12 protein-coding genes are annotated in these 11557 nt (G+C 58.4%); 9 read left to right on the forward strand and 3 right to left on the reverse strand.

Annotation, left to right across the window (positions count from 1 at the left end):
* Positions 1 to 6 precede the first annotated feature (6 nt).
* On the reverse strand, positions 7 to 528 hold the full coding sequence (locus KCG46_RS03720) for a DUF2141 domain-containing protein (RefSeq protein WP_369410158.1): 522 nt from the start codon (positions 526 to 528) through the stop codon (positions 7 to 9).
* Between the two features lie 212 nt (positions 529 to 740).
* On the opposite strand from KCG46_RS03720, the gene rpe reads away from it, so the two are divergent.
* From rpe to dxs, 7 genes are all read left to right on the forward strand, one after another.
* Positions 741 to 1403 (forward strand): ribulose-phosphate 3-epimerase, encoded by a 663-nt coding sequence (rpe, locus tag KCG46_RS03725; protein WP_218403975.1) that lies wholly within the window; start codon positions 741 to 743, stop codon positions 1401 to 1403.
* The gene (locus KCG46_RS03730; RefSeq protein ID WP_218403976.1) at positions 1403 to 3280 is read left to right on the forward strand and encodes a heparinase II/III family protein; all 1878 of its coding nucleotides are present in this window, start codon (positions 1403 to 1405) and stop codon (positions 3278 to 3280) included. Before rpe ends, KCG46_RS03730 begins: the two co-directional genes overlap by 1 nt.
* 20 nt (positions 3281 to 3300) lie before the next feature.
* Entirely contained in the window at positions 3301 to 4923 is a 1623-nt protein-coding gene (gene purH, locus KCG46_RS03735; protein WP_218403977.1) for a bifunctional phosphoribosylaminoimidazolecarboxamide formyltransferase/IMP cyclohydrolase, read from the forward strand.
* A 360-nt stretch (positions 4924 to 5283) separates the two neighbouring features.
* A complete protein-coding gene (locus KCG46_RS03740) occupies positions 5284 to 5463 on the forward strand; it encodes a hypothetical protein (RefSeq protein ID WP_218403978.1) in 180 nt (59 codons plus the stop codon).
* Positions 5460 to 6146: a peptide-methionine (S)-S-oxide reductase MsrA gene (gene msrA, locus KCG46_RS03745; protein WP_218403979.1), complete on the forward strand. Its 687-nt coding sequence runs from the start codon at positions 5460 to 5462 to the stop codon at positions 6144 to 6146. Before KCG46_RS03740 ends, msrA begins: the two co-directional genes overlap by 4 nt.
* Positions 6147 to 6194: 48 nt before the next feature.
* The gene (locus KCG46_RS03750) at positions 6195 to 6656 is read left to right on the forward strand and encodes a Fur family transcriptional regulator (RefSeq protein ID WP_218403980.1); all 462 of its coding nucleotides are present in this window, start codon (positions 6195 to 6197) and stop codon (positions 6654 to 6656) included.
* Positions 6657 to 6797: 141 nt separating this feature from the next.
* On the forward strand, positions 6798 to 8720 hold the full coding sequence (gene dxs / locus KCG46_RS03755) for a 1-deoxy-D-xylulose-5-phosphate synthase (protein WP_218403981.1): 1923 nt from the start codon (positions 6798 to 6800) through the stop codon (positions 8718 to 8720).
* A 154-nt stretch (positions 8721 to 8874) separates the two neighbouring features.
* On the opposite strand, the gene KCG46_RS03760 is transcribed toward dxs, so the two are convergent.
* Positions 8875 to 9090: a hypothetical protein gene (locus KCG46_RS03760; RefSeq protein ID WP_218403982.1), complete on the reverse strand. Its 216-nt coding sequence runs from the start codon at positions 9088 to 9090 to the stop codon at positions 8875 to 8877.
* Positions 9091 to 9281: 191 nt separating this feature from the next.
* Here KCG46_RS03760 and KCG46_RS03765 point away from each other — a divergent pair, with 191 nt between their 5' ends.
* Together KCG46_RS03765 and KCG46_RS03770 are read left to right on the forward strand one after the other, a co-directional pair.
* The gene (locus KCG46_RS03765; RefSeq protein ID WP_218403983.1) at positions 9282 to 10079 is read left to right on the forward strand and encodes a crotonase/enoyl-CoA hydratase family protein; all 798 of its coding nucleotides are present in this window, start codon (positions 9282 to 9284) and stop codon (positions 10077 to 10079) included.
* A 12-nt stretch (positions 10080 to 10091) separates the two neighbouring features.
* Positions 10092 to 10889 (forward strand): alpha/beta hydrolase, encoded by a 798-nt coding sequence (locus tag KCG46_RS03770; RefSeq protein ID WP_218403984.1) that lies wholly within the window; start codon positions 10092 to 10094, stop codon positions 10887 to 10889.
* Here KCG46_RS03770 and KCG46_RS03775 read toward each other — a convergent pair.
* A complete protein-coding gene (locus KCG46_RS03775) occupies positions 10886 to 11557 on the reverse strand; it encodes an NnrU family protein (protein ID WP_218403985.1) in 672 nt (223 codons plus the stop codon). The two genes, KCG46_RS03770 and KCG46_RS03775, sit on opposite strands and share 4 nt — an antisense overlap.

Raw genomic sequence — 11557 nt, forward strand, 5'->3', positions numbered from 1 at the left:
ATAAAATCAGTCGCGATACCGGACGGTAATCGCCAGCGGTTTCACGCCGTTGCCGACACTGAACGATGCTTTTTGCACGGAGGGCGGGCGCGGAATACCAAGGAACGATCCAATTTTGGGATTGTTCGACATTCCGGCGCCGTCTTTGGAAAAGTCCATTTCGCGGTTGCCGTTGGCATCGTGTTGAACCGCGATGGCATAATTGCCCGCACGCGGCACGGGTACGCAGACGGTCATTGATCCTTTGCGCGGCCTCGCATCAATCCGTGTCAGGTAACGCTTGCTTTTAAGCCAATCCCCGCTCTTGGCGTGATAGGTTCGCACAAACAGGTTGCCGCTTGATGATTTCAAGCCGCTGACGCGCAGGCGCACGGCAGGACCGTTTCCGGCTGAGCACTTGCTCATATCGTTGCCGATGACCTGCGCGTAGCCGCCCTGCGCGGATGCCGTCGGCGCAAAAATTATTGCCGCGCCAAGCGCCAGAACACCCAAGCCGCCGAGGCCTCGTTTTAATGTCTTTGTAGTCACTGCTCGAATTCCAAATTGTCTGCGGCGGCGGCCTAGCACACCAATATGCCGTGATATTTGGCATATCTGCGCTGAATTCTACCTGAATTGGCTCAAAAGCGTCGTTTACACCGGTGGAAAAGGCCAGCGCGCGCGCTTGTGGGGTGATTCGCGCGTGCCGTATGGCGGGGGCAGCGCGAAAAGGGGCGCGCCAGAGCCCCGAAGATAGAGATATGCCCGCACCACTGATTTCTCCGTCCATCCTTTCCGCCGACTTTTCCAAGTTGGGCGAGGAAGTGCGCGCTATCGATGCTGCAGGGGCGGATTGGGTCCATATCGATGTGATGGATGGCCATTATGTGCCGAACATCACGATCGGTCCGGACGTTGTGAAAGCTCTTCGCCCGCACACCGACAAGACATTCGATGTGCACCTAATGATTGCGCCGGTAGACCCGTATCTGGAGGCATTTGCCGAAGCTGGTGCGGATATCATCACCGTCCATCCAGAGGCTGGTCCCCACGTGCACCGCACGCTTCAGGCGATCCGCGGATTGGGTAAGAAAGCCGGTGTCGTGCTGAACCCCGGTACACCGGTCGAAGTGCTCGATAATCTGATGGACTTGGTTGATCTGGTGCTTGTGATGAGCGTGAACCCTGGCTTTGGCGGGCAGACATTTATCCACTCGCAGCTTGAAAAGGTCCGCCGCATTCGCACCATGATCGAGGCGACTGGCCGCCCGATCCATCTCGAAGTTGATGGCGGCGTGAATCCGGAAACTGCGAGACTTTGCGAAGAGGTCGGTGCGGATGTGCTGGTCGCAGGGTCTGCCACATTCAAAGGCGGGCCTGCCCAATATGCTGCCAATATTGCGGCGTTGAAGGGCGAGGGATAATGGCCACCCTATTCCGCGATACTCCGGAAGACGAGATCGAGGAACTTACTGAGACTGCTGCCCTCCCGCTTGGTGAAGGCGCGGAGCCTGTTGGTGATGCCGCCAATGACAGCGAAGATGAAGCAGGCTCACCGACCGAGGTCGAGACGTCACGGGCTCTGGCTTTAACCGATGTTATCGCGCCTAGGTCAAGCCCGGGAGAAGCCCTGATCCGCATGGCATACCGGATGGGTGTGCCTGGCCATGCGCTTGCGGCGCCATTTCGCCGCGCGGCGGCGCTACGGGTGCTGGCGACGGTTGATGCCCCGGCCATCGGCAACCGCGCTGCGGGTACCGCGCTTAGAGCAGGGCACTTTCTGATCGATGGCGTCAAACTGCCAATCGCGCAGGTTGATTTTGGCAGCGCTGGAAAACCTGCGCCGCGCGTCGAGCGGACATTGCACTCCTTCTCATGGCTCGCCGATCTCGCGGTTAGCGCGCCGCGTGAAGATTGCGTGGGTGTTGCCGAGCGCATCACTTCGCGCTGGTTGGAGGCGAATTGCGAGCCTGCAAAGGGGGCGGCTTGGGACGTTGAGAATGCGGGCCTGCGCCTGCTCGCGTGGCTGGTGCATGCGCCGCTGGTGCTGGGCACGAAGGGCGGCGAATTGCGGCCCAAATTGCTTGCTGCGATTCAGGAAACTGCCGGCTGGCTTGATCGCAAAGCCGTGCGGACGGGCGCTGGCCTAGGTCAGATCGCGGGTCTTGCCGGTGTCACTGCGGCAGGGCTGTTGTTGCCGGAAGGCAAACCAAGACGACTATACGGCGAAGCGGCGCTTATCCGTGCTTTGGGTGATTTGGTTGGCGAAGATGGCGGCGTGCTGGCACGCTGTCCCGAAGCGCAGATGGATGCCATCGCAATATTGACCAATCTTTTGGCCTGTTACGAGGCCGCCGAGGTTGAGGCGCCCGAGGCGCTTATCGTTATGCGCGAATTGCTGGTTCCTCCGCTCTTGGTGCTGCGGCACGGCGATGGCGGATTGGGCAGTTGGCAGGGCAATGGCGCGATCGCAGCTGATCGCGTGGCGTCGTTGTTGGCCGCGACCGGAATTCGCAAGCGCCCTCTCAAGGAAGTAGAGCACTGGGGCTTTCATAGGCTGAAAGGCGGCAAAACAATTGTGCAATTTGACGCCGCGCCGCCGCCGAGAGCGCGCCACGTTCGCAACGGGTGCGCATCGACGCTTGCGTTTGAAATGTCCGATGGCGCGTCCCGGCTGATCGTAAATTGCGGCGGTTCATCGCTTTCTGGCGGTCAGATCCCGGCGCGGATCGGGCAAGGATTGCGGGCGACGGCGGCCCATTCGACCCTTATCCTTGATAATGCCAATTCCACTGCAGTGTTGCTTCACGGCAAGCTGGGACGCGGGGCAGAGACGGTCGAAGTCGAGCGGCAGCTCCTTCGCAAGCATGGGCGTGAGGCGCACCGGGTTGAGGCCAGCCACGATGGTTACGGTGCGCGCTTTGGCCTGACCCACCAGCGCGTTCTTTCGCTCCGCAGTGACGGCACGGAATTGGCCGGTGAAGACATCCTTCTACCGGTTTCGCGCAAGGGCAAGAGGGGCAAAATCGGTTTTGCAATCCGCTTCCATCTCGGGCGGGGGGTCGAAGCCCACCTTTCCGAAGACCGTCGCGGAGCAAGCCTTCTGACGCCGGATGGCAAGCTGTGGCAATTCCGCCTCCGCGGCGATGCCGCAGGCGCGGGCGAAGTGGCGCTTAAATGTGAAGACAGCCTGTGGGTCGATGGCGATGGCCGCCCGCACTCAACAGAGCAATTGGTGATCGAAGGTTTGACATCGCGCGGCGGGGGTCAATTCTCCTGGCTGCTCAAGAAAATGGGCTAAGGCCCAAAGGGACTAGAAAATTGGCTAAAACGGTAATCAAGCGGGCTCTGCTATCGGTGTCCGACAAAAGCGGACTTGCGGATCTGGGCAAGGCGTTAGCAGCGCGCGGCGTCGAGTTGGTGAGCACCGGAGGCACTGCCAAAGCACTGCGCGATGCGGGCCTAGATGTGCTCGACGTTTCCGAGCTGACCGGATTTCCCGAAATGATGGATGGCCGCGTAAAAACGCTGCACCCGACAGTTCATGGCGGGTTGCTCGCGCTGCGCGACAATGATGAACATGTTGCAGCGATGAACGAGCACGCAATTGGTGCGATCGATCTGGTTGTGGTCAATCTCTATCCGTTTGAGGCTACCGTCGCGAAAGGCGCCGAGCGCGCGGAGATTATCGAGAATATCGATATTGGCGGGCCAAGCATGGTGCGCAGCGCGGCCAAGAACCATGGCTTCGTAACGATCATGACGGACGCGGCTGACTATGCCGAACTGCTCGAAGAGATGGCTGCCAATGACGGAGCGACATCGGATGCCTTTCGCATTCGCATGGCTGGCAAAGCCTATGCGCGCACGGCGGCGTATGACGCGGCGATTGCGAACTGGTTTGCCTTTGGCGATGCCTTCACCCATCCGCTTGGCATCGAAGCGCTGAAAGCGACACCGTTCACCGACACAATGCCGCTCGCTTTCAAACGCGAAGACACTTTGCGTTATGGCGAAAACCCGCATCAGTCTGCTGCTATCTATGTTCCGCAAGTGACCGGCACCAGCGGGGTTCCGCAGGCCGAACAGCTTCAGGGCAAAGCGCTCAGCTACAACAATCTCAACGATGCCGATGCCGCGCTGGAACTTGTGGCGGAATTTGCAGGACAGGATCCTGCGGTCGTCATCGTCAAGCATGCGAATCCTTGCGGCGTGGCGCAAGGCGCAACGTTGCTTGGCGCGTGGAACGATGCGTTGCAATGCGACAGCGTGTCCGCCTTTGGTGGGATTGTCGCGGTGAACACCGAATTGGATGGAGCAACCGCAGAGGCCATTGCAGCGATCTTCACCGAAGTTGTGATCGCGCCCAAGGTCAGTGCCGAAGCCCGCGAGGTTTTTGCCAAGAAAAAAAACCTTCGCTTGCTTGAATGCGGAACACTGCCTGATCCACGCCGCGGTGGTTTTGCAATGAAGACCATCGCGGGCGGCATGTTGATCCAAGGCCGTGACAATGGTGCTGTGACGCTCGATGATCTGAAGGTTGTTACCAAGCGTGAGCCAACAGACCAGGAACTGAAAGATTGCCTGTTTGCATGGACCGTGGCGCGCCACGTCAAATCAAACGCTATTGTCTATGCCAAGGATGGCGCGACCGCTGGCATTGGTGCGGGTCAAATGAACCGCCGCGATTCGGCGCGTATTGCCGCGATCAAGGCAAAGGAGGCGGCTGAAACCTATGATTGGGCCAGCCCGCGCACGGTTGGCAGCGCAGTCGCATCGGATGCGTTCTTCCCATTTGCGGACGGCCTTATCTCTGCTGCCGAAGCAGGGGCAACTGCGGTTATCCAGCCGGGCGGTTCAATCCGCGATGAAGAGGTGATCGCCGCCGCTGACGAAGCAGGCCTTGCGATGGTGCTAACCAGCATGCGGCATTTCAGGCACTGATTTTTTGCGCATCGCATCCGCGACGCGATTTCCTCGGCCCATTAGGGCCTGCGGGCGGGCGGTCGCCCTTGCGGCGCTATGCGCCGTGCTCCGCAGCAAGATAGCGAAGCAGGACCAAGCGTCACAGCGCGAGTCTGAAGGCGTGCCAGCGCCCGGCCTCACCCGGCGCTAGAGGGCGCAAAAACACAGCACCCACAAAACCAACATGGTTAACGGCTTGGCATCTTTTTCTGTCTAGGGGCGTAACTAAATCGAGCTTTGTCGCGAATTGTCGCACGAAGGCTGCATTCATTTTCGCGCAATCCGGCGCGGTGCAATTGGCTCCTTGAGATACACAGACACGAAAATTTGAGAACTGCTATGAGCCTCTTCGCCCCTGACCTTTATCGTAATTTTGCCCTCGGCTTCGCCGTTGGTGCAGTGATTGTTGGTGCGGCAACGATTGGCCAATGGAGCGATCAGATTTCCCCGCCTGCTCGGGCCGCTGTGTCACTCGATGCGCCACAGCCTTCGGATGATTTCTGGAGTATTTCCGAATGAAGCGCGCACTGTTCCTTGGTCTAGTCGCAGCCTCTCTTGGCCTTTCGGCCTGTTCGTCACCCGCCTTTGCACTTGAAGAGCCGGTGAATGCGCCCGCCCCAAAACGTATCGCCAAAGAAGGCGCCGGATTGAAGATCGCGATCTTTGCTGGCGGCTGTTTCTGGGGCGTTGAGGGTGTGTTCAGCCACGTCAAAGGTGTGAAATCGGCGGTTTCGGGCTTTCATGGCGGTTCGGCAGGTACGGCCAGCTACAACCGGATCATTTCGGGCGGAACCAATCACGCCGAGGCGGTTAAAATCGTCTACGATCCCTACGTGGTTCGCTATGATGAATTGCTTCGCATTTTCTTTTCGGTCGTGACGGACCCGACGCTTAAGAATCGTCAAGGCCCCGATGTCGGCGCGCATTACCGCAGCGCCCTTGTGCCGATGAACGCAGAGCAGAGTGCGGTTGCGAAAGCCTATCTGAAGCAGATGGGCACCTCGAAAGTGTGGAAGCGCCCCATTGTTACGCGGATCGAGAAGCACCGGAAATTCTACTCAGCAGAAAAGTACCATCAGGACTTTATGGCGAAGAATCCCCGCCACGGTTACATTGTGCGTTGGGATGCTCCGAAGGTGAAGGCGCTCAAGGCTATGTTTCCGTCAGACTACCGTGCAAAATTCCTGCGCGACGCCACATAGAATGCGCACCGCTTGGCGAGCGGCCAAACCGCGCCTATATCTGCGGGTATGGCACATGATCACTCGCACAAAGAACACTCTGGAGAAACGCTGGTAGAGGCTGCGCGCAGCGCCCTCACCAATTCAGGCGAGCAATGGACGGGCATGCGCGAGACGGTTTTCACCGAGCTCGCAAAGCATGAGCGACCTGTTTCGGCATACGACATTGCCGACAATCTCTCTGCGTCGCGGGGCAAGCGTGTCGCACCGAACAGCGTGTACCGGATCCTCGATCTGTTTGTGTCCAACAATCTTGCCCTGCGGGTTGAGAGCTCTAACGCGTATCTCGCCAACACCCATCCTGGCTGTCAGCATGACTGTATCTTCCTAGTTTGCGACGAATGCGGCGACGCGACCCATATCGACGATGAAGACGTAAGCCGGACTGTGCGGGCATTGGCGGCTGCGAAAAACTTCAAACCTGAACGCCCCGTTCTGGAGATTCGCGGCCTCTGCCGTGCATGCGCGTGAACAGTCATGCGCATTGCCTTCTGTAAGGTGCGGTTGACGCAACGGAATCGGTCCAAAACTGACACTTTGTCGGTGAGGCGTTCTCTCTGAGCGGCAACGCGTTCATCGACAGTTTTGATTTGAGAGTGTAGAGCGATTCACATGACTGAATCGCCTAACACTCCGCTGCTCGATCAAGTGCCTACGCCGGATGAGCTCCGCGAATTAAAGCCCGAACAACTCCGCCAGCTCGCGGATGAATTGCGCACCGAGATGATCGATGCCGTCAGCACGTCTGGCGGGCATCTGGGGTCAGGTTTGGGCGTTGTCGAGCTGACGGTCGCGATCCACTATGTCTTCAACACACCGGATGATAAACTCGTCTGGGATGTCGGCCACCAATGCTACCCGCACAAAATCCTGACTGGACGCCGCGACCGTATTCGCACGTTGCGTCAGGGGGGTGGTCTCTCCGGCTTTACCAAGCGCACCGAAAGCGAATACGATCCATTCGGTGCAGCGCACTCTTCTACATCGATTTCAGCCGCGCTTGGCTTCGCCATGGCGAACAAGCTGAATGACAAACCGGGCCGTGGTATCGCGGTGATCGGTGATGGCGCGATGAGCGCGGGCATGGCCTATGAGGCGATGAACAACGCCGCGCAGGCGGGTAACCGGCTGGTCGTGATCCTCAACGATAACGATATGTCGATTGCGCCACCCGTTGGCGGGCTTTCGGCGTATCTCGCGCGCATGGTTTCCTCGAGCGAGTATCTTGGGCTGCGCAGCCTCGCGTCCAAAGCGGTCAAGAAAATGAGCCGCCGCATGCACGAAGGCATCCGCAAGGCAGAAGAATACACGCGCGGTATGGTGACAGGCGGAACTCTGTTCGAGGAGCTCGGGTTTTATTATGTTGGCCCGATTGACGGCCATAACCTCGACCATCTTATCCCGGTGCTTGAGAATGTTCGTGACACGTCCGAAGGCCCTGTCTTGATCCACGTCGTTACGACCAAAGGCAAAGGCTATAAATTCGCCGAGGAAAGCGCCGACAAATATCACGGCGTACCGAAATTCGACGTCGTTACGGGCGAAAAGAAGAAAAGCGCTGCCGGTCCGCCTGCCTATCAGAACGTCTTCGGCGACACGCTGGCGAAGCTCGCCGAAACCGACAGCCGCATCTGCGCGATTACCGCTGCGATGCCATCAGGCACCGGCGTAGACCGCTTCGCTCAGGCTCACCCAGAGCGCAGTTTTGACGTAGGCATTGCCGAACAACACGGCGTCACATTCGCCGCAGGCCTTGCCGCGCAGGGTATGCGCCCGTTCGCAGCGATCTATTCGACCTTCCTGCAGCGCGCCTATGACCAGGTCGTGCACGACGTTGCGATCCAGAAGCTGCCGGTTCGCTTTGCGATTGACCGTGCTGGCCTTGTCGGCGCGGATGGCTGCACGCACGCTGGTGCGTTCGACATTACGTATTTGGCAACGCTGCCGAATATGGTTGTGATGGCGGCGGCTGACGAAGCCGAGCTTGCCAATATGACCTACACCGCAGTCGAGTATGACGAAGGGCCGATTGCCTTCCGTTACCCGCGCGGAAATGGCACCGGCGTTCCAATCCCCGAAACGCTCGAAAAGCTGGAGATCGGCAAGGGCCGGGTCGTGCGCGAAGGCGCGAAAGTCGCGATCCTATCACTCGGTGCGCGCCTTGAAGAGGCGAAGAAAGCTGCCGACACGCTCGAGGCCAAAGGGCTTTCGACAACCGTTGCCGATATGCGCTTTGCCAAACCGCTGGACGAAGACCTGATCGCGAAACTGATGCGCGAGCATGAGGTTGTTATCACAGTCGAAGAAGGCGCCATTGGCGGCCTCGGCGCGCATGTGCTGACTTATGCCTCGGATGAAGGGCTGACGGATAACGGTTTGAAGGTTCGCACAATGCGTCTGCCGGACACATTTCAGGATCACGATGATCCAACGAAGCAGTATGACGAAGCAGGCCTGAACGCACCGCAGATCGTCGATACGGTGTTGAAGGCGCTCAAGCATAACTCGGCAAATGTTGAGGAAGCGCGGGCGTAAGAGCACTGCTTGCTCGCTAGGGCGGTCTAACGAATCAAAAAGAGCCGCCTTCTCCGGAAAAATTCCGGCGAAAGCGGCTCTTCATTGCGATCACTCTAGATCCCAGCCGAACCGGAGCTCGAACAGGATCAGATCAAATTGATCTTAGCCTGTTTTACGGGCTGGTTGGCAGGTCTTCACCATCGTTGTCATCTGCGATAACAAGGACAGCAAGTGCCAAGATGCCTGCGGCGAGAAGAGCAGCAATGATACTGCCTTCGCCTTCGAGATTGCTTTCGCCCGAAACCGGTGCCGTGACTGGCAAAGACTGGGCGACTACTGGTGCTGCAAGCAAAGAGAGTGCGCCGGCAGCGAGTGCGATTTTTTTCATAGTTGTTCTCCTATATAAAAGCACACCTGCAGCACCTTGCCGCGACGATCCAAAAAATCTAACTATTATAGTGAGTAAGCGTCCAAGCGTGCGCCAACTGCGATCAATCACACTGAAATTTGTGATGATCCTGCCGATCAGCTTGGCACTTGTTCCTCGACGAAGCGCTGGCTGGGCAATAGACTCCTCGCATGACACTGCTCAAAACTACGACTGACGGCCCCGTCACCACTCTGACTATCGACCGCGCTGATACGATGAACCCGCTTGGCGCTCCGGGCGATGGTGAGGAATTCCGCGCTGCTTGTGATGCTATCAACCGCGAAATGGATGTGCGCTGCGTTATCCTGACCGGTGCGGGCCGCGCATTCAGTGCGGGCGGCGATATCAAGGCGATGAGGGACAAGACCGGCACCTTCGGCGGCTCGACTCCGGCGATCTCTGATGGATACCGCGACAACATCCACATGATGCTGCGCGCTTTGCACGCGATCCGCGTGCCGGTGATCGCGGCGGTGAACGGGCCAGCAATCGGGCTGGGCTGTGATGTCGCCTGCCTTGCGGATATTCGCATCGCTAGTGACAAGGCGAAATTTGGCGTCACCTTTCTCAAGCTCGGCATTATTCCCGGCGACGGCGGCACATGGATATTGCCGCGCGTGATCGGGATGAGCCGCGCCTCGGAGCTGTTCTACACCGGCGATGTGATTGGCGCAGAGCAAGCGCAGGATTGGGGCCTCGTCAGCCGCGTCGTGCCGCATGAGGAATTGTTGGCCGAAGCTCAGGCGATGGCGAGCAAGATCGCCGCCATGCCCCCGCACTCACTACGCCAATCCAAAATGCTGCTGAGGCAAGGGCAACAGGTCAATTACGACACCGCACTAGAGATGGCAGCCAACACGCAGGCGATGATGCATATGACGGACGATCACGCCGAAGGTGTCGCCGCGCTCATTGAAAAGCGCCCTCCCGAATTCAAAGGCAAATAGGCCGCGCTCACAATGAAATGGCTCAAGAATGCTCTGATCATGGTGGCCACTGCCTACATCGCGGTGCTGGCGATCCTGTGGACGTTCCAATCTCACTTTATTTATCCGGCTCCGCAATCACCCGCAGCGCTTACTCCCGGATATGGGGAAGTCACCCTGACGACATCTGACGGGCTGAAGCTTCGTTCATTCTACCTTGCGGCTGAGCCGGATCAGCCGACCATTGTCTATTTCCATGGGAATGCCGGAACTCTGGAGGCGGCCAGCATTTCCAACGCAGCTTTTGCCGAAGCAGGCTTTGGCGTCCTCATGGTCGAATATAGGGGCTATGGCGGCAATCCCGGCGATCCTTCCGAGCAGGGATTTTACCGCGATGGTGATGCGGCGATGCGGTGGCTTACTGATCAGGGCTTCACGAATGACGAGATCATTGTCGTCGCCAATTCAATCGGCGGCGGTGTGGGCACTGAAATGGCACTGCGCCATGATCCCGCTGCACTTGTCCTGATCGCGCCGTTCACATCTTTGCCCGATGCCGCCCAAAGCAATCTCTGGTGGCTTCCCGCGCGCAGCCTTGTGCGGGAACAATATGATAATGCGGGCAAGATTGTTCGGCTCGATATGCCGATCCTAATCCAGCATGGAACGAACGACTTTGTCGTACCCTATGAGCATGGGCAGGCTCTCGCCAGACTGACCGTCCATGCCGAATTTCAGACGTTTGAAGGGTCAGGCCACGGGTTAAGCTTCGCGGGCCGTTCCCAGATCGCCCGCCGCGACTGGATTCTGTCGCTCGGCAACGAACCTTAGAACCAGCGCCATATGCCGGCAGGAATGCCGCCGATGGGCAGGTGAACCCAGCTGAAGAATACAAAGAATATCAGACCGACTGCCCAAGGGAAGGCGCCCGCGCCGAAGATCGCGCTCCAGCGCGGCCAATAGCTGGTCTTGCTTTCCCATTCTGACCACGCCTCACCCATCAGAACCTGTTTCTTACGGTCTTGCAGATGCGAGCCAACCAGAGCGAGAAATCCCATTGCGGCAGCCGTGATGGTCGTGCGCCAGCTGTAATGGATCACAATGTGAGAGAGCGCCCACAGCGCAAAGCTCCACATCATCGGATGGCGGGTGACCTTGAACACACCCTTGGGCTCGGCCCGCGCTTGCTCGGCGGCCTTTGGTGTCGGCATCGCAGGATTGCCGACATATGATCCAGCCAGCAATATCATCGCTGGCAACGTGATCATTGTAGCAATTATCCAGCCAACATCGCCCGAACCGGGCAGATCAGCAGGCGGAGCTGCTTTGAATGCGAAATAGATCCAACCGAGCGTCGCAAAGCTCACAATTGAATACGCAATCTGGAAGCCGATATTGCCCAGAGCTCTTACCAGCGGCTCACGCAGGGGGTGAGACATGGCAAAATGTGTACCGACAAAGGCGATATTCGCCGCAACCAGCTCCGTCAGAACAGACAT

The sequence above is a fragment of the Erythrobacter crassostreae genome, from assembly GCF_019204045.1.
GTDB classification, from domain to species: Bacteria; Pseudomonadota; Alphaproteobacteria; order Sphingomonadales; family Sphingomonadaceae; genus Erythrobacter; species Erythrobacter crassostreae.

Coding starts and splice junctions, on each gene's coding strand:
- KCG46_RS03740 (WP_218403978.1), top strand. CDS start 5,284: ATGAGCCTCTTCGCCCCTGACCTTTATCGTAATTTTGCCCTCGGCTTC.
- KCG46_RS03730 (WP_218403976.1), top strand. CDS start 1,403: ATGGCCACCCTATTCCGCGATACTCCGGAAGACGAGATCGAGGAACTT.
- KCG46_RS03765 (WP_218403983.1), top strand. CDS start 9,282: ATGACACTGCTCAAAACTACGACTGACGGCCCCGTCACCACTCTGACT.
- KCG46_RS03775 (WP_218403985.1), bottom strand. CDS start 11,557: ATGTCTGTTCTGACGGAGCTGGTTGCGGCGAATATCGCCTTTGTCGGT.
- KCG46_RS03760 (WP_218403982.1), bottom strand. CDS start 9,090: ATGAAAAAAATCGCACTCGCTGCCGGCGCACTCTCTTTGCTTGCAGCA.
- msrA (WP_218403979.1), top strand. CDS start 5,460: ATGAAGCGCGCACTGTTCCTTGGTCTAGTCGCAGCCTCTCTTGGCCTT.
- KCG46_RS03750 (WP_218403980.1), top strand. CDS start 6,195: ATGGCACATGATCACTCGCACAAAGAACACTCTGGAGAAACGCTGGTA.
- rpe (WP_218403975.1), top strand. CDS start 741: ATGCCCGCACCACTGATTTCTCCGTCCATCCTTTCCGCCGACTTTTCC.
- KCG46_RS03770 (WP_218403984.1), top strand. CDS start 10,092: ATGAAATGGCTCAAGAATGCTCTGATCATGGTGGCCACTGCCTACATC.
- dxs (WP_218403981.1), top strand. CDS start 6,798: ATGACTGAATCGCCTAACACTCCGCTGCTCGATCAAGTGCCTACGCCG.